23 protein-coding genes, 1 tRNA gene, 1 pseudogene and 1 riboswitch are annotated in these 21632 nt (G+C 74.6%); of the genes and pseudogenes, 5 read left to right on the top strand and 20 right to left on the bottom strand.

Annotation, left to right across the window (positions count from 1 at the left end; translation table 11 throughout):
• Window positions 1–133: 133 nt before the first annotated feature.
• The 12 genes from ACFV18_RS28950 to ACFV18_RS29005 all read right to left on the bottom strand — a co-directional run bounded on the left by ACFV18_RS28950 (window position 134) and on the right by ACFV18_RS29005 (window position 8114).
• Complete coding sequence (locus ACFV18_RS28950; protein WP_380488192.1) at window positions 134–403, bottom strand: hypothetical protein; 270 nt, start codon at window positions 401–403, stop codon at window positions 134–136.
• Between the two features lie 68 nt (window positions 404–471).
• The gene (locus ACFV18_RS28955; protein WP_380488193.1) at window positions 472–1560 is read right to left on the bottom strand and encodes a cytochrome P450; all 1089 of its coding nucleotides are present in this window, start codon (window positions 1558–1560) and stop codon (window positions 472–474) included.
• On the bottom strand, window positions 1545–2948 hold the full coding sequence (locus ACFV18_RS28960; RefSeq protein ID WP_380488194.1) for a cytochrome P450: 1404 nt from the start codon (window positions 2946–2948) through the stop codon (window positions 1545–1547). Before ACFV18_RS28960 ends, ACFV18_RS28955 begins: the two co-directional genes overlap by 16 nt.
• On the bottom strand, window positions 2945–3541 hold the full coding sequence (locus tag ACFV18_RS28965) for an ATP/GTP-binding protein (RefSeq protein ID WP_380488195.1): 597 nt from the start codon (window positions 3539–3541) through the stop codon (window positions 2945–2947). The genes ACFV18_RS28960 and ACFV18_RS28965 overlap by 4 nt, the downstream gene beginning before the upstream one ends.
• The gene (locus tag ACFV18_RS28970) at window positions 3519–3800 is read right to left on the bottom strand and encodes a DUF742 domain-containing protein (protein ID WP_380488196.1); all 282 of its coding nucleotides are present in this window, start codon (window positions 3798–3800) and stop codon (window positions 3519–3521) included. Before ACFV18_RS28970 ends, ACFV18_RS28965 begins: the two co-directional genes overlap by 23 nt.
• Before the next feature lie 59 nt (window positions 3801–3859).
• Window positions 3860–4270, bottom strand: coding sequence for a roadblock/LC7 domain-containing protein (locus ACFV18_RS28975; protein ID WP_380488197.1), 411 nt, complete (start codon window positions 4268–4270; stop codon window positions 3860–3862).
• Window positions 4254–5516 (bottom strand): ATP-binding protein, encoded by a 1263-nt coding sequence (locus ACFV18_RS28980; RefSeq protein ID WP_380488198.1) that lies wholly within the window; start codon window positions 5514–5516, stop codon window positions 4254–4256. The genes ACFV18_RS28975 and ACFV18_RS28980 overlap by 17 nt, the downstream gene beginning before the upstream one ends.
• A gap of 186 nt (window positions 5517–5702) precedes the next feature.
• Window positions 5703–5924, bottom strand: a complete 222-nt coding sequence (locus tag ACFV18_RS28985; protein WP_380488199.1) for a hypothetical protein — start codon at window positions 5922–5924, stop codon at window positions 5703–5705.
• Window positions 5925–6092: 168 nt separating this feature from the next.
• A complete protein-coding gene (locus tag ACFV18_RS28990; RefSeq protein ID WP_380488200.1) occupies window positions 6093–6275 on the bottom strand; it encodes a hypothetical protein in 183 nt (60 codons plus the stop codon).
• 31 nt (window positions 6276–6306) lie between these two features.
• Window positions 6307–6885: a TetR-like C-terminal domain-containing protein gene (locus ACFV18_RS28995; RefSeq protein ID WP_380488201.1), complete on the bottom strand. Its 579-nt coding sequence runs from the start codon at window positions 6883–6885 to the stop codon at window positions 6307–6309.
• Complete coding sequence (locus ACFV18_RS29000) at window positions 6885–7706, bottom strand: alpha/beta fold hydrolase (protein ID WP_380488202.1); 822 nt, start codon at window positions 7704–7706, stop codon at window positions 6885–6887. The genes ACFV18_RS28995 and ACFV18_RS29000 overlap by 1 nt, the downstream gene beginning before the upstream one ends.
• A 117-nt stretch (window positions 7707–7823) precedes the next feature.
• The gene (locus ACFV18_RS29005) at window positions 7824–8114 is read right to left on the bottom strand and encodes a YiaA/YiaB family inner membrane protein (RefSeq protein ID WP_380488203.1); all 291 of its coding nucleotides are present in this window, start codon (window positions 8112–8114) and stop codon (window positions 7824–7826) included.
• Between the two features lie 216 nt (window positions 8115–8330).
• Window positions 8331–8494, top strand: a riboswitch (cyclic di-AMP (ydaO/yuaA leader).
• Between the two features lie 10 nt (window positions 8495–8504).
• On the opposite strand from ACFV18_RS29005, the gene ACFV18_RS29010 reads away from it, so the two are divergent.
• Window positions 8505–9272 (top strand): M23 family metallopeptidase, encoded by a 768-nt coding sequence (locus tag ACFV18_RS29010; protein ID WP_380488204.1) that lies wholly within the window; start codon window positions 8505–8507, stop codon window positions 9270–9272.
• A 13-nt stretch (window positions 9273–9285) separates the two neighbouring features.
• Here ACFV18_RS29010 and ACFV18_RS29015 read toward each other — a convergent pair whose 3' ends face one another.
• Both ACFV18_RS29015 and ACFV18_RS29020 read right to left on the bottom strand, forming a co-directional pair.
• A complete protein-coding gene (locus ACFV18_RS29015) occupies window positions 9286–9792 on the bottom strand; it encodes a DUF3995 domain-containing protein (RefSeq protein WP_380488205.1) in 507 nt (168 codons plus the stop codon).
• A gap of 116 nt (window positions 9793–9908) precedes the next feature.
• Window positions 9909–10721 (bottom strand): hypothetical protein, encoded by an 813-nt coding sequence (locus ACFV18_RS29020; RefSeq protein WP_380488206.1) that lies wholly within the window; start codon window positions 10719–10721, stop codon window positions 9909–9911.
• A 50-nt stretch (window positions 10722–10771) separates the two neighbouring features.
• On the opposite strand from ACFV18_RS29020, the gene ACFV18_RS29025 reads away from it, so the two are divergent.
• From ACFV18_RS29025 to ACFV18_RS29035, 3 genes are all read left to right on the top strand, one after another.
• A complete protein-coding gene (locus tag ACFV18_RS29025) occupies window positions 10772–11350 on the top strand; it encodes a GNAT family N-acetyltransferase (RefSeq protein ID WP_380488207.1) in 579 nt (192 codons plus the stop codon).
• Between the two features lie 118 nt (window positions 11351–11468).
• Entirely contained in the window at window positions 11469–12161 is a 693-nt protein-coding gene (locus ACFV18_RS29030; RefSeq protein ID WP_380488208.1) for a sensor domain-containing protein, read from the top strand.
• An 83-nt stretch (window positions 12162–12244) separates the two neighbouring features.
• Entirely contained in the window at window positions 12245–12973 is a 729-nt protein-coding gene (locus ACFV18_RS29035) for a class I SAM-dependent methyltransferase (RefSeq protein ID WP_380488209.1), read from the top strand.
• Window positions 12974–13030: 57 nt separating this feature from the next.
• Here the strand turns inward: ACFV18_RS29035 and ACFV18_RS29040 are convergent.
• The 6 genes and pseudogenes from ACFV18_RS29040 to ACFV18_RS29065 form a co-directional block, all read right to left on the bottom strand.
• Window positions 13031–13363 (bottom strand): annotated as a pseudogene (locus ACFV18_RS29040) (MerR family DNA-binding transcriptional regulator); the annotation flags it as partial.
• A gap of 404 nt (window positions 13364–13767) precedes the next feature.
• A tRNA-Met gene (locus ACFV18_RS29045) sits at window positions 13768–13841 on the bottom strand.
• Between the two features lie 81 nt (window positions 13842–13922).
• Window positions 13923–15143, bottom strand: coding sequence for a PrsW family intramembrane metalloprotease (locus tag ACFV18_RS29050; protein ID WP_380488210.1), 1221 nt, complete (start codon window positions 15141–15143; stop codon window positions 13923–13925).
• A gap of 181 nt (window positions 15144–15324) precedes the next feature.
• Window positions 15325–16155 carry a tRNA (guanosine(46)-N7)-methyltransferase TrmB gene (gene trmB, locus ACFV18_RS29055; RefSeq protein ID WP_380488211.1) on the bottom strand — a complete coding sequence of 277 codons (831 nt, stop codon included), beginning with the start codon at window positions 16153–16155 and terminating at the stop codon, window positions 15325–15327.
• An 80-nt stretch (window positions 16156–16235) separates the two neighbouring features.
• Window positions 16236–17438: an L-2-hydroxyglutarate oxidase gene (gene lhgO, locus ACFV18_RS29060; RefSeq protein ID WP_380488212.1), complete on the bottom strand. Its 1203-nt coding sequence runs from the start codon at window positions 17436–17438 to the stop codon at window positions 16236–16238.
• An 11-nt stretch (window positions 17439–17449) separates the two neighbouring features.
• Window positions 17450–18865: an MFS transporter gene (locus ACFV18_RS29065; protein ID WP_380488213.1), complete on the bottom strand. Its 1416-nt coding sequence runs from the start codon at window positions 18863–18865 to the stop codon at window positions 17450–17452.
• A 656-nt stretch (window positions 18866–19521) separates the two neighbouring features.
• On the opposite strand from ACFV18_RS29065, the gene ACFV18_RS29070 reads away from it, so the two are divergent.
• A complete protein-coding gene (locus ACFV18_RS29070) occupies window positions 19522–21600 on the top strand; it encodes an asparagine synthase-related protein (protein ID WP_380488214.1) in 2079 nt (692 codons plus the stop codon).
• Window positions 21601–21632 lie beyond the last annotated feature (32 nt).

Here is a 21632-nt window from a genome sequence, read left to right on the forward strand (position 1 = left end):
CTCGCGCTATGGCAAATACGGACATTCCGCACCATATAGGTGATATGGGCGGATGGGTGCGAGGACTGCGCGGGTGCGAAACCGGGGCGCTGGGGGTACCCCCACGCGCCCCTGTCCGTGCAACCCCTGCCCGCTACTCGGTTCCGTCGAGCGTCGTGCCCACCGCCTCGCACACCCCCGTCGCACGGTCCACGAGCTCGCCGACCACGGGGTAGTTGGCGAGGTCGCGGTGGCAGAGTTCGGTGCTGGAGGGCATCTCGCCGTGGTAGCCGGTGTCCACGCCGTGGACCTGGCTGAGGCTGCCGGTCTGGACGAGGGGGGTGGGGGTGGTGGCGTGGGCCGGTGCGGTGCCGAGGGCGAGCCCGGAGAGCGAGAGAGCGGCGAGCGCGGTGAGCTTCTTCATGGCTGGTGCAACGAGGGCCGCCCCCGCCCGGTCACGTTGACCCGGCGGGGGCGGCCCCGGAGTGAAGGTCAGGAGGTGCGCACCAGCAGGCTGCTGACGCTGTTGCTGACGAAGGAGGCGATCGGCCGCGGGTCCGCGCCGTCGGCCATCCGCAGGGCGGGGTAGCGGGTGAAGAGTTCGCGCAGCGCCGTCTCGGCCTCCAGCCGGGCCAGCGCGGAGCCGATGCAGAAGTGCGGCCCGTGCCCGAGCGCCAGGTGCCGGTTGTTGGCGCGGGTGAGGTCGAAGCGGTCGGCGTCCTCGTAGTGGTTGCCGTCGCGTCCGGCGGCGGCGTACGAGGCGAGCATGGCCTCGCCGCGGCGGATCAGCACGTTGCCGACGGGGATGTCCTCCAGCGCGTAGCGCATCGGGAACTGGCCGACGGGGCCGTTGTGGCGCAGGGTCTCCTCGACGACGGCGGACCAGTCCACCTCGCCACCCAGCACGAGGGCGAGCTGCTCGGGGTGGGCGAGCAGGGCGCGCACCGCGTTGCAGATCAGGTTGAGGGTGGTTTCGTGGCCGGCCACCACCAGCTGCATCAGGATGCCGATGAGCTCTTCCTCGCTGAGCCGGTCCTGCTCCTCGCGGGCGGCGATCAGCGCGGTGGTCAGGTCGGCCGCGGGCTCCGCCCGCTTTCCGGCGGCGACCTGGGCCATCAGCCCGGCCAGGTTGCCGGCGGCGGCCGCGCCGGCGCCGGGGGCGGCGGAGGAGCTGACCAGGGTCTCGGAGAGCTCGTGCAGCCGGTCCTGCTGGTCCTCGGCGAGGCCGAGCAGTTCGCCGATCACCTGCATGGGCAGCGGGTAGGCGAAGCGGGTGCGGAGGTCGAAGTCGCCGTCCAGGTCGGCGATGCCGTCCAGCAGGCGGTGGACGCGCTGTTCGATGGCGGGGGCCAGTTCGGCGATCCGGCGCGGGGTGAGCGCCTGCGAGACCAGGCCGCGCAGGCGGCGGTGGTCGGCGCCGTCCGAGGTGGTCATGCCGGGCACGGTGATGAAGGCCATCAGCGGCCAGCCCTCGGGGAGCCGGCCTTCCTGGAAGAGCTTCCAGTGCTTGGCGTTCTTGCCGACGCGCGGGTCCGCGAGCAGTTCCTGCAGGGTGTCGTGGTGGGTTATCGCCCAGACCACCACTCCACCAGGGAGCTCCACCAGTGTCGCCGGCCCGCCTGCGCGGAGCCGCTCGTTCTCGGCGTGCTGGTCGGTCCCGACGGGGTCGAGCTTGACGGGCTGGAGCTGGTCTGCGGTGTCCATGCGGTCCTCTCGGGCGAATCGGGGCGGGGCGGGACGAAGGCGCTGTACAGCACCGGCAGGCTGACCAGGGCGCGCGACCACGGCGAGGGCCGCCACGTCAGCTCGTGTGCGGGGATGGCGAGTTGGAGGTCGGGAAGGCAGTGCAGGAGGGTCTCGATCGCGGTCTCGACGATCAGCCGGGCCGGGTCCTGCGCGGGGCAGACGTGCCGCCCCGCACCCCAGGCGAGGTGCGCCCGGTTGCCGGAGATGCCGTCGGGGCCGTGCGCGGCCGGGTCGTCGTTGGCGCCGGCCAGGCCGAGTATCAGCATGTCGCCGGCACTGATGTACTGGCCGCCCAGCACGGTGTCCGAAACCGCCCACCGGCCGGGGAAGTTCTGGATCGGCGGGTCGCGCCACAGCACCTCGTCGAGGGCGTCCGAGACGGTCGCCCGGCCGCCCGTCAGGGTGGTGCGGAAGCGGCGGTCGGTGAGCAGCAGCCGCACCGCGTTGCCGATCCAGTTGATGACCGACTCGTTGCCGGCCACCAGCACCACCATCAGGTTGTGCACCATCTCCTCGTCGCTGAGCGCGGCCGGGTGGGCCGCCAGCCAGGACACCAGGTCGGCGCCGGGCCGCGCGCGACGGCTGATCACCAGATCCATCAGCAGGCCGAAGAACTCGGCGGCGGCGGGCTGCGAGTCCTTGCTGCTGTCGACCAGGTCGGTGATCAGCCCGACCAGGCGCGGGCCGTCCTCCGGGGGCAGGTCGACCAGCCGGGTGAACACCAACAGCGGCAGCCGCCGGGTGAACTGGGTGACCAGGTCGGCGGTGCCGTCCGGACCCCAGCTCTCGATCAGCGCGAGCGCGGCCTCCTCGGTGGTCTCCCGCAGCTGCTTGTGGTCGATCCTCGCCAGCGTGTCGGCGACCGCGGCGGACAGCCGGTGGTGCGCGGAGCCGTCCATGCTCTGCAGGGTGGGCCGCCACGTGGTCATCGGGATCAGGTGCGAGTCGGCCCGCAGCCGGCCCTCCTGCGGCACCCGCCAGCGCCGCGCGTCCTTGGAGAACAGCTGCTCGTTGCGGGTCAGTTCGAGCAGTTCCTGATAGCCGAGGACCAGCCAGGCCTCGACGCCGGGCTCCAGCTCGACGGGCGCGACCGGGCCGTGCTGGGCGCGCAGCCGGGCGTACAGGCTGTGCGGGTTCTCGGCGACCGCCGACCCGTGCAGCGGGGAGCCCTGGGCGCGGGTGTACGGGCAGCCGGTGTCCGTCCGGTGGTCGGGGAGGGTCACGGCAGCTCCTCGGCGGCGGCCCGCAGGTGGTCCACGAAGTCGATCAGCAGCCCGTGGGCGGCGTCCGGGTCGCGGACGTCGCAGGCCAGGATCGGGACGTCGGGCAGCAGGTCGAGGGCGGCGCGCAGTTCCTCGTCCGGGTAGACGGGGGTGTCGGGGAAGACGTTGACCGCCACCGCGAACGGGATGCGGTGCTCCTCCAACAGGCCGAGGACGTCGAAGGACTCCTCGATCCGGCGGGAGTCCACCAGCGCGATCGCGCCCAGCGCGCCGCGCGACAGGTCCTCCCACAGCGGCCAGAACCGCTGCTGGCCGGGCGTGCCGAACAGGTACAGCGCCAGGTGCTTGTTCAGGGTGATCCGGCCGAAGTCCAGCGCCACCGTGGTGGTGGTCTTCTGCGGACGGCCGGTCAGGTCGTCCACCCCGGCGCCGGCCGCGGTCATGGTCTCCTCGGTGCGCAGCGGAGCGATCTCGCTCAGCGCACCGACCAGAGTGGTCTTGCCGACCCCGAACGGGCCGGTGACCAGGATCTTGACCGCCCCCTGGACGGTGGACGGCAGATAGGTCGGCTCAACGGAGCTGACGGAGGCCAACCAGCACCTCCTCGAGCAGTGAAAGCGGGACCTGCTCGGCCTGCCGCACCGGCGGCAGGACCTGCACGGCCCCGAGGTCCAAGAGATCGCCGAGCAGCACCTTCAGCACGCTGATCGGCAGGCCCAGGTGGGCGGCCACCTCGGCTATCGACAGCAGTTCCCGGCAGAGCCCGAGGATCGCCTGCTGTTCGCGGTTCATGGCCGAACGGTCGACCGCGGCCCCCGGTACGGTCCGCACCAGGCTCTCGAACTCCAGCACATTGCGACTGGCCCGGCTGCGGCCCCCGGTGATCACGTAAGGCCGGACCGGCCCCCGCCTCACCGCACGTCCCCGGCGCCGGCGTGCGCCTGCCGCGGTGCGGCGGTCAGGTGGCTGCCGATCCGCTCGACCAGCGTCTGCATCTGGTAGGCCACCAGGCCGGCGTCCACCGCCTCGGAGGCCAGCACCGCCAGGTGGGTCCCGGCGCCGGCGGCGACCACGAACAGGTACCCGCCGCCGAACTCGATGATGATCTGCCGGGTCGGCCCGTCGCCGAAGCCCTGCGCCACGCCACGGGACAGCGACTGCAGCCCGGAGCAGGCGGCGGCCAGCCGCTCGGCGTCGTCCCGGCCGATCTTCGGGCTGCGGCCCATCTCCAGGCCGTCGTTGGACACCACGACGGCGTGCTGGACCTCTGGGACGGCGACGATGTCGGTCAGCAGCCAGCCGAGATCAGGGGTTGTGGTCATGGGAGTCTCCCGAGCGCTGGGGAAGTTGGGGGGAAGCGGAGAATGCGTCGTGACGGCCCTGCTCGGGCCGCCGGTCCTGCTGCGCGGCCGAACGGCCGCTGGCGGTCCCGGCCTGGAACAGCGACATGAACGTCTGCGCCTCGCGCGCACAGCGCGGCGGCGGCGCGGGCTGCTCCTCGGCCCGGGACCCGGTCTGCTGCGGGGCGCTGCCACGGCGGTTGACCCGCCGCGGCAGGGTGCCGCCCTGCGTGGGAACGGCCGGCCGGTCGGCGTCCGCGGCGACGGCCGGGCGGCGGGTGGGCGGCGCGGCCGCCACCGGTTCGGTGCGCGGGACGCTGCTCGCCGCGGGCACCGACAGCGGATCGGTGAGCAGCGCGGACGGCAGCAGCACCACCACCCGCACACCGCCGTACGGCGAGGGCGCGGAGTTGATGGTGACCCGGAAGCCGTACTGCTCGGCGAGCCGGCCGACCGCGGCCAGGCCCAGCTGCGGGACCTCGCCGATCCGGGACACCTCCAGCGAGCCGCCGCCGGACAGGGCCGCGCCCGCCTTGGCGACCGTCACCTCGGTCATGCCGACGCCGCAGTCGTCGATCTCGATCACCGCGCCGTTGTGGACCGGCATCAGCGTGACGTAGACCTGGGAGCTGGGCGGCGAGTAGCGGGTCGCGTTGTCCAGCAGTTCGGCCACCGCGTGGATCAGCGCCTCCGCGGCGGCGCCGAGCACGGCGGTGTCCACCCGGCTGTGCACGACCACCCGCTGGAACGGCAGGATGCGCGACTGGGCGCCGCGCACCACGTCCTCCAGCGAGACCGGCTCCGGCCAGTGCCGGCCCGCGCGGGAGCCGCACAGCACCGCCAGGGTCTGGGCGAGCCGGGCCTGTTGGGCGGCCGCGTGGTCGGCGCGCAGCAGGCCTTCGAGCAGCACCGGGTCGTCGTGGGTGCGTTCCATCTCGTCCAGGCCGGCCTGCTGGTCGTGTGCCATCACCAGGATGCGGCGGGCCACGCTGAGGAAGGCGCGGCGGGTGGCCGCGTTCATCTCCTGCTCGCGCAGCGCCGTCTCGGCGCCCGCCTGACGGTCGGCCAGTTCGGCGGCCAGCCGGTCGCGGGTGGCGGCGAGTTCGTCCTCGGTGGCGGCCAGCCGGCCGCGCAGGGTTCGGGTGACGGCGCGGGACCGGACGGAGGCCGCGAGAGCGAGAAGAGCGAGCAATGCGGCTGCTGCCAAGCACCATTGAGTGGTCGTCACGCGCCGAATTCTAGGGCTGACTTCCTACTGGCGTATGAACTGATCGAAGCATTGCTGTTCAGAGCGCGTCAATATCGGACAGAACCGGCAGGGCCGGGGGTCCGCCGGGCGGCGGGTCGATGGATCGATGGCAACGCCCGTCCGCCCGGCCGGAATTCACGCTCCGTCACATTTGGCGGGCCGGCGTCACTGGCCGTCGACCTCGCCGTACGGCTGCGGCTCCTTCGCCGCCACCGGCCGCAGCGAGCGTATCGACCGGACCACCGCGAAGCCGCGCGCGAACGCCGCCCGCCGGCGCTCCGGCTGTGGCGCGTCGGGCCGGGCGTCGGCCGCCGCACCGTCGGGGCTGGTGCGCGGGGCGGGGATCAGCCCCGTGCCGGGCTCGATGTGCTGAGTCGCCTGCGGCATTGCGCTGTCCTCCGTGCTTGGCGGTCACCCGTGGAAGGTCTTCACGCGGTATGACTTCCCGACCGAAGCACAGCGTTACGCACCGTTGGTGTCGGATCCGTGGAGAACCGGTTGCGAAACAGTGCGGAGGGGCGCGTGCGGGGGCGTTCGCGCAGGTGGGAGGTGCCGTCAGGCCGGCGAGCCGTCCTCCTGGACCTCCTCGGCGAGCGGCCGGTCCGGGGCGGAGAGGGTGTCGGTGTGCGGGGTGCTGCCACCCGCGTGCTCGGATCCGGCGTGCGCGCTGGGCGCGGTGAGCGAGGCGACCACGCCGACGGCGAGCGAGGCAAAGGCGAGCAGGCTGCGCTTCTTCATACCGGGTAGAACGCGTCAGGCCCCCGTCAGGTCACGCGCCGCTTCCGCCGGGCCAGTTGCCGAGGCCGTCGATCAGCACGCCGGTCAGCCGTTCCAGCGTCACGTCCGGCCCCTCGGCGAGCTGGAACGCCCCCGCCGTGGTCAACGAGGCGTACCCGTGGGCCACGGCGCGCAGGGTGCGTGCGGCGTGCACCGCCTCGGACCCCTCCAGGCCGTACCCGCGCAGGACGGCGAACAGCACGTTCACCAGCCGCTCGCCGGCCGCCATGAGCTCCGGGTCGGCCACGGGCGCCTGCGGCAGCGCGGCGTAGCGCCGGGGGAAGCGGGTGGCGAACCCGGCGTACGCGGCGAGCAGGGCGGCGACCGCCTCGTCGCGGGAGTGGCCGAGGACGGCGGCGGCCAGGTGGTCGGTCAGGTCGTCGAGGATGCGGACGGCGACCAGGCGGCGCAGCTCGGCCAGGCCTCCGGGGACGTGCTTGTACAGCGAGGGGGTGGCGACCTTGGCGCTGGCGGCGACGGCGGCCAGGGTGAGCGCCTCGGCGCCCCGGGCGTCGATCAGGTCGAGGGCGTGGTCCACCACCGCGGTGGTGGAGAGTCCGGCGCGGGCCATCAGCGGGCGACCTCGTTCAGGAAGGGGAGCAGGGCGTCGGCGACCGCCTGGGGGTAGCCCGCCATCGGGTAGTGACCGCCGTTCTGGATCATCACCTTACGGCCGCGCAGCGCGGCGGTCTGCCGGTCGGCGATCAGTTCGGGGTTCGGGAAGTCGGGGTCCTTGCTGCCCATCAGCACCAGCGCGGGGACGTCGACGGCCTCGCACCAGCCGACCGGCGCGGAGTCGCCCTTCAGGTAGCCGCGCAGCGCGGCCTTGCGGGCGGGCTGGCGCAGCATCTCGGCCAGGCCGGCCCGGTAGGCGTCGAAGTCGGCGGGCCGCGCGGTCGGGTAGTAGAACTTCTGCAGCGGGCTCCACAGGCCGGGGAACGCGGTGATCAGCGGGGTGGCCAGGCCGAACAGGGCCTTCTGGAAGGCGTTCAGCGGGAGGTTCTCGATGAAGGCGTCGATCAGCACCACCCCGGCGGTCCGCCCGGGGGCGAGCGCGGCCGCCCGGACCACGGTGGCGCCGGTGTAGGAACTGCCGGCCAGGACGGCGCCGCGCAGGTCGAGGTGGTCGAGCAGGGCGACCAGGTCGTCGGCGATCGCGGCGGGGGAGTAGTCGGTGAAGCCGGTGGAGGACTCGCCGAGGCCGCGCAGGTCCATGGTGATCACCCGGTGCCCGGCGGCGGTCAGCAGCGGCGCGAGGTGCCGGTAGGTGGTGCGCTTTTCGAGCATGCCGGGCAGCAGGACGACCGGGAGGCCGGTGCCTGGGGTGTCGTCGTAGGCGATCCGGCCGCCGGGGACGTCGAGGTACCGGGTGGTGCCGAGGGTGCTGTTCATCGCGGGCCTCCTGGGCGGGCGTTGCGGCGCGCCGGGCGCTGGAGGCCCGGCCGACTGCCGATAGCCACAAAGCTAAGGCTAATAGCCTTAGCCGTCAAGGCCGGGCGGCCGAACCGGTCAGATGCCCTCCACCTTGAACGGGTCGTGCTCGGCGAGCAGCTTGTCCAGCCGGGCCTTGTCCACCCGGCTGGTGATCGCGCCCTCCTCCTGGCGGTCCCGGATCACCTTGGCCAGCGTGAACGCGGAGGTGATCTCGTACAGCAGCCCGACGGCGAGGAAGGCGCGCATCCAGGCGCTCACCGGCAGGTAGGCGATCCCGAGAGCGAGTGCGGCGGTGGCCAGCCCGAAGGAGAGGGCGGCCTGGGCGAAGTAGGCGGCGGTGGTCCGGTGCGGCACGGTTGCGGTCATGGCACCAGGGTCGCGTCGGCCCGGGAGCGCGGCGTGAGTACGGATACTCAACCACTCGGTCACAATCCGTCAGCTTGGCCCTGGTGAACCGTCACAAATCACCCATAGGGCGTCAGGAAATCTTCGCCGTCTCGTGGTAGCGGCTTGGAATCATGGGGTCCATAGGATTAACGTTTGATAACGCAGCGCGGTCGGCAACGCCGTAACCATGCGGCACCGTGCGCCACGCCTAATCCACTTGGGCACACCCCTCGGGGCGTCCCAGGAGCCGGGGAACCACGTTCCACCGGGGTGAATCGGGACGGCCCTGGGCCCGACCGTAGGAGACCTTCCACCTCCGAACCCGTCAGCTAACCCGGTCGGCGGCAGGGAAGGAAGGAGCACGCCCCCGTGGCGTCGACCTACAGCGAGAGCACCGGCACCCAGCTGCTCGACCACCCGGTCGAGCCGGAAGCCGCCCGGCACCGGCTGCCCCGGCAGTCCCGCACCGGCGCGCCCCTGCTGGGCGTCACCGCGATGACCGCCGCGCTCGGCGCCACCGCACTCGCCGCCACCCCCGCGCAGGCCGCCGCCCCGGTGCCTGTCACCGCCGCCGACGAAGCCTCCGACGGGCTGCTCGCCGGCGACCCCGGGCTCGCTCTCGCCGCCCGCATCCAGCAGCAGGCCGACGGCCAGCGCACCGCCGCCGACGAATCCGCCCGGCTGGCCGCCGCGCAGGAGGCCGAGGCCAAGCGCGCCGCCCAGCAGGCCGAGGCCGAACAGGCCGCGCACACCCTGCCGGTGGCCGGCTACCAGCTGAGCGCGCAGTTCGCCCAGTCCGGCGCGCACTGGGCGCACCTGCACACCGGCCTGGACTTCGCCGCCCGCACCGGCACTCCCGTCGCCGCCGTCGCCGGAGGCACCGTCACCTCGGCGGGCTGGTCCGGCCCCTACGGCTACCGGGTCATCCAGACCCTGCCCGACGGCACCGAACTCTGGTACTGCCACCTCTCCCGGATCGCCACCGCCTCCGGCCCGGTCACCTCCGGCACGGTGCTCGGCGCGGTCGGCGCCACCGGCAACGTCACCGGCCCGCACCTGCACCTGGAGGTCCGCCCCGGCGGCGGCGGCGCGGTCGACCCGCTGCCCTGGCTCCAGCAGCGCGGCCTGCAGCCGTAGGGCCGGTCCGCGCTCACCGACGGCCGCCGCCTCCTTCGAGGATCCGGCGGCCGAACACCGCGCAGCCGAACAGCACCCCGCCGGCCAGGAAGAACGGCTCGTACAGCACCGTCGCGAAGCGGGCCATCGCGTCCAGCTCCGCCACCGAGCGGTGACCCGCCGCCAACGCCAGCCAGTCCGGCACGGACGGTGCGGCGTGCACGATCAGCAGCACCGCCGTGCCCCGGGCCGCCCACAGCAGCCGGCGGGCTGGCAGCCGCCCGCCCCACGGCCGCACCAGCGCCAGGGCCAGCGCCGCCGCCACCGCGCACAGCGGTATCGCGAGGATGTCGATCACCAGCAGCGGCGTGTTGTCCAGCACCGAGAGGCCGTCGGGCAGGCTGGCCCGGCCGCCCAGCAGCCAGTACAGGTGCACCAGGGCGAAGACGGCCGACCAGAGCGCGGCGGCGTGGGCGGCGGCCCGGCGCAGCGAGGGGCGCGGACCGGCCGCGGCGGTGGCGGCGGGAGTCACGATGTCCATGGCTCCACCCTGGCCCGGCGGCCCCGCCCCGCGGATCGTCCGGACGGCCAGGACTGATGGCCCGTCAGGGCGATCCCCGGGTCCTCCGAGCGGTGGACCCGGCGGGCCGCGAACCCTCAGTACACCTCGGGGGCCAGCTCCGGGAACTCCTCCAGCAGCAGCCGGGCCAGCCCCGGCACCGTCCACTCGCCGCACAGGTCGATCGCGGCCTGCGCCACCGCCTCCTCGAACTCCTCGAACGCCCCCGCGAGTTCGTCCGGCATCGGCAGGCCCCGGGCGTTCAGCTCGGCCAGGTTGCGGTAGCTGCGCCGCATCAGGCCGTGCTCCAGCAGCCGGCGCGCCCCGTCCGTGGACACCCCGACCAGCAGCGCCCGCTCCGGCCCCCAGCCGCCGTCCGGATCCACCCCGGGCACCCGCTCGTAGGCGGCGAACCGCTCCTCGACGTCCAGCGCCCGGAACTCCTCCAGCCAGCCCCGCACCTGGTCGAGGTCGTGCACCGGCACGCCGTCCGCGCGCAGCAGCAGCGTGTACAGGCGCGGCCAGGTCAGCAGGTCGGAGCGGCGCAGCAGCGAGTCCACCAGCACCTGGCCCTGCCAGTCGGCCTCCTCGCGCAGCTTCTCCAGCCGCTTGGCGTTCAGCCGCCGCGCCGCCCGCTGGCGTTCGATCAGCAGCCGCACCGCCGCCGGGTACGCCCAGGCATCGCCGTCCGGCTGGACGTACAGGTGCAGTTGCTCGTACAGCAGGTGCTCCAGCACCGGCGAGGACAGCTCCGGGAAACCGTCGTGCAAGCGGGCGCCGCCCAGCTCCAGCAGGGTCAGCACGGTCCGCACCGCCGGCTCGGGTACCGCCTCCAAACCCTCCTCGGCCGCCCAGCCCAGCAGGTCGGCGGCACGGGTACGGGGGAGCAGGTGCAGGTCTTCGTCGTCCACCCCGGTACGTTAACCGGTCCGGGTGAGGCCGACCGGTAGGGTCGAGCCCCATGGAGACCGTCCGGTTGACCGGCCCCCGGCTCACCCTGCGGGAGTACCACCACACCCCCGAGGAAGTCGCCGCGCTGCACGCCGTCCACGGCGACCCCCGGGTGGTCCGGCATCTCCCGTTCGGCGCCGCCGACTTCGAGGAGTGCGCCGACCAGCTGGAGCTCTACCTCGACGAGGCCGAGGCCGAGCCCCGGCAGCACTACCGGCTGGCCGTGGACGACCCGGAGGGCGAGCCGATCGGCCAGGGCGCCCTCACCCGCGACGGCGAACACGCCGCCCAGCTCGGCTGCGTGCTGCGCCACGACACCTGGGGCCGCGGCTACGCGGGAGAGGTCACCGCGCTGCTCTGCGCGCTCGGCTTCGACACCCTCGGCCTGCACCGGCTGTTCGCCCGCACCGACCCCGACAACCCGGCCGCCGCCCGGGTGCTGACCAGGGCCGGTTTCCGGTACGAGGGCCGGATCCGCGACGAATCCCACTGGGGCGGCAGCTGGCACGACGCCCTCCAGTACTCGCTGCTCGCCCCCGAGTGGCGGGCCGTCCGACTCGCCGCCCCGGCCCCGCGACCCGGGGGTTAACCCCACCACCGATCGGGCAGCAGACCTCATTCCGTGGACCCGGCCCGGTACGGCACCTTGGAAGCGTGCCCGACGCCGCCGACCGGCGGCGTCACCCCGACCACCCGAAGGACCGCGGATGTCCACCGCTGCGTACCGTGCCTCCACCGGCGACCACCCCACCTGGCCCGGGTTCTGGCGCGCCCCGTTCTCCCGGGCCGCCTACCGGGAGCTCGGCTTCGCGCTCAGCGGCTTGCCCATCTCCGTGCTCGGCTTCTCCCTCGTCGTCGCGCTGTTCAGCGCCGGCCTCGGCCTCTCCCTCAGCGCGCTCGGCCTGCCCGTGCTCGCCCTGCTGACCATCACCGGCCGCGGCTTCGGCGCCGCCGAGCGCCACCGGATGCGCGCCCTGCTCGGCCTCGACCTGCCCGCCCCGGCCGCGGTGACGGTCCGCCGGGAGGGCGTCTGGGGCCGGATCACCGCCCGGCTCGGCGACGCGGCGGGCTGGAAGGGTGCGCTGTACCAGTTCGTCATGTTCCCCTGGGCGATCCTCAGCTTCGTGCTCTCGCTGGTCTTCTTCACCCTCGGCTGGGCCCTGCTGCTGTTCCCCGCCTACCAGTGGGTGTGGCCCCGCTACACCGACTGGAACGGCTACCGGGTCGCGGACTGGACGGACTCGAACGGCGTGCAGCACGTCTACGAGCTCGTCTCGCCGCTCCAGATCGGCGCCGTCAGCGTGCTCGGCCTGCTGTTCGTCCTGCTCACCCCGCAGCTGATCCGCGCCCTCAACGGCGCCAACCGGCTCGCCGCCCGCGCCCTGCTGGCCGGCCGCTGAACATGCGCCACCCCTGGGCCCGTGGTCGGATGACCCCGGGCCCGGCCGCATCCCGGGCCCGTCGAACGTCCGGAGGACCGCCGATGTGCCCGGTCAGCAGCGCCCGCCCGGTGAACCGCCGGGTGCGGGCCGCCCCGCCCGTGCTGATCACCTCCCGGCCGCTCGACGAGTACTGCGCCCACCTCGGCCTCACCCGCGCCGACCTGAGCCGCCTGCCCGGTCCGCTGCTGGACTGCCCCGGCGGCGCCGCCGCGTTCGCCGCCGAGGCCCGGGCGCTCGGCTGCGAGGTGGTCGCCGCCGACCCCGGCTACGCGCTCGGCCCCCGCCGGCTCGCCGAACTCGCCGCCGCCGGCCACGCCACCATGGCCGGCGCCATCCACCGCGACCCGGCCCGCCACCTTCCCCGCGCCGTGCACGGCCGGCGCCGCCCCGACAAGTACCTGCGCAGCTGGGACCGGGCCCGCCGCCTGTTCGCCGCCGACGCCGCCGCCCACCCCGGGCACTACCTGGCCGCGGCGCTGCCCCGACTCCCGTTCGCCGACGGCAGCTTCGCCCTCACCCTCAGCTCCTACCTGCTGTTCGCCTACCCCGCGCTGTTCACCCCCGCCGACCAGTTCCGCGCCCTGCGCGAACTCGCCCGGGTCACCGCCCCCGACGGCGAAGTCCGGATCTTCCCGCTCTACGACCACACCGGCAGCCTCTGCCCGCACCTCACCGAGCTCCGCGCCGCCCTCCGCCACCACCGGATCGCCAGCCGCGTCCTGACCACCACCCCGCCGCACCGGATCCTGGCCCTGACCCCCGCCGGTTGACCGCCCGTCAGCAGGCGTCGGCCGGGACGGGCTCCTCCCGCAGCGAGCACGGATCTGCCGGACGCGCTCCACCAGGGCCTCGTCGTACTCCCGGTAGCCGTTCGCCGCGCGCTCCGGCTTCAGCAGGTCCTGCTCCTCGTAGTAGCGCAGCAGCCGGGGCGAGGCGCCCGCCCGGTCCGCCAGTTCACCGATCCGCATCCGCGTCTCCCGTCCGCCGGAGAGGACTCCGGACTCTCCGCGATCCCGCCGGCCCGGGCCACCGCCCGCTGGTCCCGCAAGCGCCTGGTGCTCGCCGCCGTCGCCGTCCTGCTGGTCGCCAACACCGTCACCGCACTGTCCTCGTCCTACCCGCTCACCATGACCGCCCGGATCGCGGGTGCGCGCGGGCATCGAAGGCCGGACAGGGATGGTGGAGCAGCTGAGCCGTCGACGGCCGGGCGAAGGCCTCGGAGAACGCAGACGGCCCGTGGGCTGCTCCTCGGGCCGGGCCCCGCTGGGCGGGGGCGGCGGTCGAGGCACCGGGGATGTACCGGTGAGCCCACGGGCCGGGTGACTGCTGGGAATTCGCCTGAGCCGGAGGCCGCACGGCCTCACCGCTGCACAGGCAGGGGCGGCTCTAGCGAGCAGCCACCTCACGCATCCTGAAAGAACTCAACTCAGGATCACCTCCTTTCAGTGTGCCGCCAGCGTAGGCACCGCCGCCGGGGCGGGCAACGGATTTATTCGGCGGCGCTCGGGGCACGCACGACGAAGGGCCCGGAGGCGATGCCTCCGGGCCCTTCGTTGCTACTGAGTAGCGGGGACAGGATTTGAACCTGCGACCTCTGGGTTATGAGCCCAGCGAGCTACCGAGCTGCTCCACCCCGCGTCGGTGAACACGACTCTACGTGACTCCCGCGAGAAAGGGAAATCCGTTCCCCGCAGGCACCCGCGCAGGCCACCACGCAGGTCAGCCGGGACGGGCCGACTGGCGGGTGCGGCGGGTCTGCGCCCACACCGCGAAGCAGACCAGTGCCGCGAAGCAGGGCACCATCACCAGGCCGTACACCAGCAGGAAGCCGTCGGTGCCCAGCCCGGCCGCCGCGTTCCACACCCCGTGCAGGCCCATCGCCAGCAGCAGGCCCCCCGGGGCGCCCAGCCGGGCCGCCCAGCGGCGGCCGGTGGTCAGCGTCACCGCGAGGCCGATGCCGGCCAGCGCGGTGAACAGCGGATGCGCGAACGGCGACAGCAGGGCCCGCAGCACGAAGGTGTGCACCGTCCCGTCGAAGTCCCGCAGGCTGGGCGGCCGGCCCAGCCCGATCGCGTCCAGCCGGGCCTGCCGGTCCGCGGTGAACGCCCGCCCCAGGTAGAGCGCGTTCTCGGTGAACGCGAAGCCGGACGCCGTCACCCCGCCCAGCACCGCCCCCGCCGCCAGCGTGCGCGGATGCGAGCGGGCCCGCAGCCGCCCGGCGGGCGCGGGCCGGAACAGCGCGACTGCCCGCTCGGGGTCGTCATGCCGGTGCCACAGCAGGCGGCGCAGGCGGCGGCACGGGCGGCCGGGCTCGCAGTGCCGCCGCCGCCGCCGCAGCGGCAGCAGCAGCATCAGCAGCGCCGAACCCTTCGCCACCTCCTCGATCAGCGGCGTCGCGAACTCCGCGCCCCACGTCTCCCCGCGCGCGCCCCGATGGGCGATCAGGAAGTCGCTCGCCCAGCCGTTCGCCAGGATCGCCACCGTGGTCGCGGCGCACGCCCCCCAGGCCAGACAGAACAGGGTGTGCCGGATCGGCACCCGCGCGGTCTGGTTCAGCCACGCCAACGAGCCCAGCACGAACGGCAACGGCAGCAACGCCAACCCGAGACCCACCAGCAACCCGGCCGTCCCGGTCTGACGCTGGACCAGATGCAGAATCAGCACCCCCGACCCGGCCAGCGCCAACGCCACCACCGCCGAGGACGCCGCCGACCGCCGCAACGGCCACAACCGGCGCACCACGGAGGGCGCGACCCGCACCACCCGGCCACCACGCTGCCCCGGGATCCGCCCCACCGCCGACAGATACACCCGCACCCGGCGCGCCCCCGACTCCGGGAACGCCCGAGCGCCCTCCTGGGACGGCGGCAAATCGGCGGCCATGGCGGCGACCCCTACAGGCAGGCTGGGGGAGGCCTTGCCGCCGGGCGGACTGCTCACCTGCAGAAGCGTAGGCGAATCCTCCACTCCGAGGGGAGTGGGGAACACAATCCGTACGGCTGTGGTGACAGGCCGTCAGCAAGGCGAAACGGCGGACACCGCTTCGGTGTTGTTCCTACCCGGAACGCCACTGCACAGAACGCGCCCGCCGGGCCGGCCTTGCGGCAGGACGCGCAGCGGATCAGCGGCGGCGGAACAGCAGGTCGTGCACCACGTGACCCTTGGCCAGGCCGGCCCGCTCGAACTTCGTCACCGGGCGCCAGTCAGGGCGCGGCGCGTAGCCCGGGACGGAGCCCGCCGGGTGCTCGTCCGGCTCCAGCCACGGGGAACCGTCGCCCTCCGGGTGCAGGTTCTCCAGCTCCGGCGACGCCTCCAGGACGGCCAGCATCTGCTCGGCGTACGGCTCCCAGTCGGTCGCGCAGTGCACCAGCGCGCCCGGGGCCAGCCGGGGCAGCACCAGCTCCAGGAACGACTCCTGGATCAGCCGGCGCTTGTGGTGCTTCGGCTTCGGCCACGGGTCCGGGAAGTACACCCGCAGACCCGCCAGCGAGGCGTCCGGCAGCATGTCGCGCAGCAGGATCACCGCGTCGCCCGCCGCGAGGCGGACGTTCTCCGAACCGTCCCGCTCCAGGAACTGCAGCAGATTGCCGTGGCCCGGGGTGTGGACGTCCGCCGCGAGGATCCCCGACGCCGGGTCGGCCGCCGCCATCGCGGCCGTGGTGTCGCCCATGCCGAAGCCGATCTCCAGCGTCACCGGGCGGCCGTCGAACATCGCCGGCAGGTCCATCGGGGTGCCGTCGATGGCGTGGCCGAAACGCTCCCAGCCGCGATCCAGCGCACCCGCCTGCGCCTTGGTCATCCGACCACGACGCGGCTGGAAACTGCGGATCCGCTGCTCACGGTGCTGGGCCTCGGTGGCCTTGTGCGGATACATCGGCGCGGGGTACGCCGCCGGGGCGGCGGACAGCCGGGCCGACGCGGGCAACTGGGGGCTGGGGGCGGAGGAAGTCACAATCACCCGAGTCTACGGGAGGCGAAAATCCGGGACGGGGGTGAGCGGTGCACCGACGCAGGGCGCCCCTGGTTGGTTGCCTACCCGATCGCGGCCAGCGCCCGCCGGGCGATTTCGCGGCCGATCCCCAGCGAAGCCGTCGCCGCGGGCGAAGGTGCGTTGAGGACGTGGACGGTGCGGCCGGTGCCGGCGAAGGCGAAATCGTCGAGGAGGGTGCCGTCGTGGGCGACGGCCTGGGCGCGGACGCCGGCGGGGGCGGGGCGGAGGTCGGCCTCGGTGACGGCGGGGAGGAGGCGGCGGACGGCGGTGGTGAAGGCGCGTTTGGACAGGGAGCGGTGGAGCTCGCCGAGTTCGTAGCGCCAGTGCCGCCGGGCGATCGTCCAGGTGCCGGGGAAGCGGACCGTCCCGGCCAGGTCGCGGAGGTTGAGGGTGTGCCAGTCGTAGCCTTCGCGGGCCAGCGCCGGAACGGCGTTCGGGCCGACGTGGACGTCACCGTGGATGCCGCGGGTGAGGTGGACGCCGAGGAACGGGAACGCCGGGTCGGGCACGGGATAGACCAGGCCGCGCACCAAGGACCGGCGGGCGGGCGTGAGGTCGTAGTACTCGCCGCGGAACGGGACGATCCGGACGCCGGGGTCGTCGCCGGCCAGCCGGGCGATCCGGTCGCTGTGCAGGCCGGCGCAGTTGACCAGCACCGCGCAGCGGATCTCGCCGGTGGGGGTGGTGACCGTGACCCCGTCGGCGCGCCGGGCGATGTCCAACACGGGGGTGGCGAGCCGCAGTTCGGCGCCGCGTTCGCCGGCGAGGACGGCGTACCGGCGGGCCACGGCGGTGTAGTCGCAGATGCCGGTGGTGGCGAGGTGCAGGCCGGCGATGCCGGTGACCTCGGGTTCGTGCTCGCGGATGCCGGCCGGGTCGAGTTCGCGCAGCGGGATGCCGTTGGCCCGGCCGCGTTCGGCGAGGGCGGCGAGGCGGGGGAGTTCGGCGCCTTCGGTGGCGACGACGAGTTTGCCGGTGACTTCGTGGGCGATGCCCTGGTCACGGCAGAACTCGACCATCTCGCGGGCGCCTTCGGTGGCGTACCGGGCCTTCAGGGAGCCGGGCCGGTAGTAGACGCCGCTGTGGATGACGCCGCTGTTGCGCCCGGTCTGGTGGGTGGCGAGGGCGCTCTCCTTCTCCAGCACCATGACGGAGATGCCCGGTTGGGCCCGGGTGAGCGCGTACGCGGTGGACAGGCCGACGATGCCGCCGCCGACCACCAGGACCTGGACGTCGTGCTTCACATCCGCACCCTTCAGCCGGTGGTGAGGACCAGGCGGGCGCGTTCGGTGAGCTCCTTGACCCGCTGCTCGTTCTGGTAGGGCTCCAGGCGGCGCAGCAGCTCGACCACGTACTCGCGGCTGCGGTGCGAGGAGATCCGTCCGGCGACCTCGACGGCGCGTTCGCCGGCGGCGACGGCGGCGTCCAGGTCGCCGGCCTCGGCCTCGGCCATCGCGGAGACGATCAGCCGCAGGCCGTGCGAGCGGACGAAGCCCTCGGTCGGGCGGGCCAGTGCCTCGCGGGTGAACTGCCGGACCTTGGACGGGACTCCGAGGTCGCGGAAGCATTCGGCGGCATCGGCGGCGAGGCGGTCGTAGGTGTAGAAGTCGATCCAGGTCGGGTCGTGGTCGCCGGGGCGGGCCCGGTCGAGGGCGGCCTCGGCGGCGGAGAGCGCGGTGCCGCAGGCGGGGGCGTTGCCGGCCTTGGCGTGGGCGCGGGCCTCGACCAGGTGGAAGAAGCTCATGGTGCGCGCGGTGGCCAGGCCCCGGTTGCGTTCCAGGGCGGCCTGGGCGAGGTCCACGGCCTCGTCGGGGAAGGAGCGGTAGGAGGCCTGCAGGCTCATCGAGGCCAGCACGTACCCGCCGAGCGGTACGTCGCCGGCGGCCCGGGCCAGCCGCAGCGCCTGGATGTAGTAGCGCTGGGCGGCCTCGTGCTGGCCGGTGTCGAAGGCCATCCACCCGGCCAGCCTGGTCAGTTCTGCGGTGGCGCCGAACAGTGCCCGGCCGACGGCGTCGCTGTACGAGGCGAGCAGCAGTGGGGCGGCCTCCACCCGCAGGCACTCCGGGACCATCGAGGAACGCCAGTCGCCGCCACCGTACTTGGAGTCCCAGCGGCGGGCCTCCTGGGCGGCCTCGCGGAGCTTGGCGGCGTCCGCGTGCCCGACGCGGTAGCCGGACAGGTCGGGGGCGGACTCCCGGGCCACCGAGCCGTCGGCGGGGGTGATCAGCCAGCGGGAGACGGGCGTGGCGTACGCGGAGACCGAGAAGGTGCCGGCCAGGCTGTCGCTCCACCGGCCGCCGCCCGGGCCGCGCCGCAGGTCCAGATCGACCCGCCAGAGTTCGGTGGCGGAGCGGACCGCCTCCGGGACCTCGCGCGGGAATTCCAGGCCGAGTTCGGGCGTGGGGTGCGAGTCGGCGAGGCCGATCTCCTCCAGCGGCACCGGGCGGCCGAGCTTGTTGCCGAGCGCGGTGGCGATCAGGTGCGGCACCGGGCGCTGCGGCACCATCCCCTTGGTCACCCAGCGGGCCACCGAGGTCTTGTCGTAGCGGAGGGTCAGGCCGCGCTGCGCGCCCAGGTCGTTGACCCGGCGGGCGAGCCCGGCGTTGCTGATCTGGGCGAGTGCGAGGAGGGCGCCGAGCCGGTCGTTCGGCCCTCGTGAGCTGACGGTCATGGTGGCGGTGGCACCCCCTGGCGACGTCGTGCGCGGATGGCGGCGGGCGCGACGGCAGGCAGCGCGCCACCGGACTGCTTGCACCTAGCGTAGTCGCCCGCGTTCCCACGGTTAAGAGGCCGCATTCCGGTTGGCGGGAACGCGCTGATGCCACCCTCGCCGACCGGATGCCTCCGGAGCGAGGGGCCGGCACCTGCCGTACACCCGTGCTCCCGTCCCGTGCCCGTGTGCGCCATCCGTGCTCCCTGGCCGCAGCGGCAGGTGGGCGATTCGCTGGTGCCTGTGGATCGGCCCGCCGCCGAGGACCCGGCGGGCCGGGGGAAACGCTGCCTCAATCCCCGCGGGCAGCGGCGCGTCCGGGAGGGCATGCGGATGCCCTCCCGGGTCGTGCGACGTCTTTCGGCCAAACTCGGCCGCTTTCGCGGCGTCCACGGACCACTTCCGCGCCGTGCTGTCCGGCCACCGGCCGTTCCCCGGACGGGAGTTCGAGGACCCGCACGGCCCGGGCCCCGGAGGGGGTGGCCCGGTCCGTGCGCCCCCCGGTGAAAGCTTGGCGCGTTCTGGCCCCACCGGTGGCACGATGTCTCCTGACGGTGCGCCAATTCTCCACACATCATCGGATGTTCGCCGCGTGCCCGAAGCACCACGGAGGCGCGATGCGGTGGCTCACCGGCTGGAGCGGCCCGACCGCCGACCCGGCGCTCGCCGCGGTCCGGCCGATCGCCGGCACCCTGCTCTGGGGCGGCCCCGACCCGCTCTGGGCGGTCGGCGACTGGCGCCCCGACGAACTGCGCCTCGCCGTGCTCCGCCCCGGCGCCCCCGCCACCGTCCGCGGCGGACTCGACCCGCGCGGCCCCGCCGACCGCACCGACCAGGACACCCCCGCCACCCTGCGCCTCGCCGTCGCCGGCCGCTGCGGCGCCACCGACCGCGAACTCGCCGACGGCCTGGCCGCCGCCCGCGGCGGCGCGCTGCGCCACCTCACCCACTGGCCCGGCAGCTACACCGTCGTCCTGCGGGCCGGCCCCCGCTCCACCGTGCTGCTCACCGACCTGGCCGGCGTCCAGCCGGTCTTCCACACCCCGTTCGCCGGTGGCACCGCCTACGCCACCGCCGCGCTGCCGCTGGCCGACCTGGTCGGCGCACCCCTGGACGCCGGGCACCTGGCCGCCCGCCTGGCCACCCCCGAGACACCCGAGGCGCTCGGCGACCGCACCCCCTTCCGGGGCGTCCGCCGGGTGCCGCCCGGCCACGCCCTCGGCATCCGCGGCGGCCGCGCCCACCACACCGCCCACCCCGAGGAGCCCGCCGAGGCCCGGGCCGAGGCGCCCGCCGTCCGCGAACTCACCCGCGCCCTGCTGGAAGCCGTCCGCTGCCGGGTCCGCGCCACCGCCCCCGGCGACCGGCCCCGGCTCGGCGTCGACCTGTCCTACGGCACCGCGTCCGCCACCGTCGCCCTGCTCGCCGCCGCCGTCCCGCTGTCCGGCTGCCCGCATCCCGGCGCCGCGCTCGAACGGCCCGCCGCCCGCACCGGCGCCGTCCGGGGCTCCTGGGCGCGCGGCGCCGACGGCCGGCCCGAACCCGAGACGCTGCCCGCCGTCACCCTCGGCGACGCCGACGGGCTCGCGCTCGCCGTGCACGCACCCCGGCTGCGGCACCTCGTCCTCCCACCCGTCCTCCCGTACACCGGCCTCGGCGAGCCCGGCGGGCCGCTCACCGACGAACCCGGCCCCGCCCTGCTCCTCGCCGCCCGGCACACCGCCGCGCACCGGGCCGGCGGCGCCGACCACCTCACCGGCCACGGCGCCCGACAGGTCCTCGACGGTCACCCCGCCCGGCTCGCCGACCTGATCCGGGCCGGCCGCCCGCTCCACCTGCTCCCCCCGATCGCCGCCCTGGCCGGCGCCGACCGCGCCACCGCCGGCACCCTCACCGGCACCCTGCACACCCCCGTCACCGTGCTGCGCGCCGCCCGCCGCCTCGCCCGCACCCGCTACGCCGACGCCCTCGACGACCTCGCCCTGCGCCTGAGACTCCGGCACGCGCCGGGCGAGGCCGGCACCATGGGCCGCGCGATGGCCGCCGAACTGACCTGGCACCGGGCCGGACCCGCCGCCCACCTGCTGGCCGACGAACCCCTCGCCGCACTCGCCCAGCACCTGCGCACCGCCGCCCGCGACGGCGCCCCCACCGAACCGCCCGGCGCCCGCCGCGCCCGACTCGCCCTGCACCGGCAGGCCGCCCACTACCGCACCCTGGTGCACGCCACCGAACAGCACGGCCAGCGCCTGCACGCACCGTTCCTCGACAACCAGGTGGTCCGCGCCGCCCGCCTGCTCCCCGACGAGCTCCGCCTGCAACCCGGCGCCCGGCCCGCCCTGCTGGCCGCCGTGCTGGCCGGCGCCGGCCGCACCGACCTGCCCGCCGACTGGGGCCGCACCACCGGACCCGACCCGCACACCCCGGCCCGGAACGGCATCCGGGCCGCCGCACCCGCGCTCGCCGACCTGCTCGACCGCCCCCTGCTCGGCGAGGCCGGACTGATCGACACCCCCGCCGTCCGCAAGGCCCTCGCCACCGCCACCGACCCCGCGCAGGACGCCCCGCCGACCACCCTCGCCGCGCTCGGCGAGCTGATCGCCGTCGAACTCTGGCTGCGCCGCCTGGCCGCCCGCCGCCCCGGCTCCGCCTGGACCGGCCTGCCCGCCCCGCGCCGCACCGCGCTGGAGACCTGAGCGTGCCTGCCCGGCGCGCGCCGGTCCGCCGG

The sequence above is a fragment of the Kitasatospora sp. NPDC059673 genome, assembly GCF_042734215.1.
Lineage (GTDB): Bacteria > Actinomycetota > Actinomycetes > Streptomycetales > Streptomycetaceae > Kitasatospora.

Excerpts from the sequence above, each read along its gene's own strand:
- ACFV18_RS28950 (WP_380488192.1), bottom strand. The coding sequence starts at position 403 with ATGAAGAAGCTCACCGCGCTCGCCGCTCTCTCGCTCTCCGGGCTCGCC.
- ACFV18_RS28975 (WP_380488197.1), bottom strand. The coding sequence starts at position 4,270 with ATGACCACAACCCCTGATCTCGGCTGGCTGCTGACCGACATCGTCGCC.
- ACFV18_RS28985 (WP_380488199.1), bottom strand. The coding sequence starts at position 5,924 with ATGCCGCAGGCGACTCAGCACATCGAGCCCGGCACGGGGCTGATCCCC.
- ACFV18_RS28990 (WP_380488200.1), bottom strand. The coding sequence starts at position 6,275 with ATGAAGAAGCGCAGCCTGCTCGCCTTTGCCTCGCTCGCCGTCGGCGTG.
- ACFV18_RS28995 (WP_380488201.1), bottom strand. The coding sequence starts at position 6,885 with ATGGCCCGCGCCGGACTCTCCACCACCGCGGTGGTGGACCACGCCCTC.
- ACFV18_RS29000 (WP_380488202.1), bottom strand. The coding sequence starts at position 7,706 with ATGAACAGCACCCTCGGCACCACCCGGTACCTCGACGTCCCCGGCGGC.
- ACFV18_RS29005 (WP_380488203.1), bottom strand. The coding sequence starts at position 8,114 with ATGACCGCAACCGTGCCGCACCGGACCACCGCCGCCTACTTCGCCCAG.
- ACFV18_RS29015 (WP_380488205.1), bottom strand. The coding sequence starts at position 9,792 with ATGGACATCGTGACTCCCGCCGCCACCGCCGCGGCCGGTCCGCGCCCC.
- ACFV18_RS29025 (WP_380488207.1), top strand. The coding sequence starts at position 10,772 with ATGGAGACCGTCCGGTTGACCGGCCCCCGGCTCACCCTGCGGGAGTAC.
- ACFV18_RS29030 (WP_380488208.1), top strand. The coding sequence starts at position 11,469 with ATGTCCACCGCTGCGTACCGTGCCTCCACCGGCGACCACCCCACCTGG.
- ACFV18_RS29035 (WP_380488209.1), top strand. The coding sequence starts at position 12,245 with ATGTGCCCGGTCAGCAGCGCCCGCCCGGTGAACCGCCGGGTGCGGGCC.
- ACFV18_RS29065 (WP_380488213.1), bottom strand. The coding sequence starts at position 18,865 with ATGACCGTCAGCTCACGAGGGCCGAACGACCGGCTCGGCGCCCTCCTC.
- ACFV18_RS29070 (WP_380488214.1), top strand. The coding sequence starts at position 19,522 with ATGCGGTGGCTCACCGGCTGGAGCGGCCCGACCGCCGACCCGGCGCTC.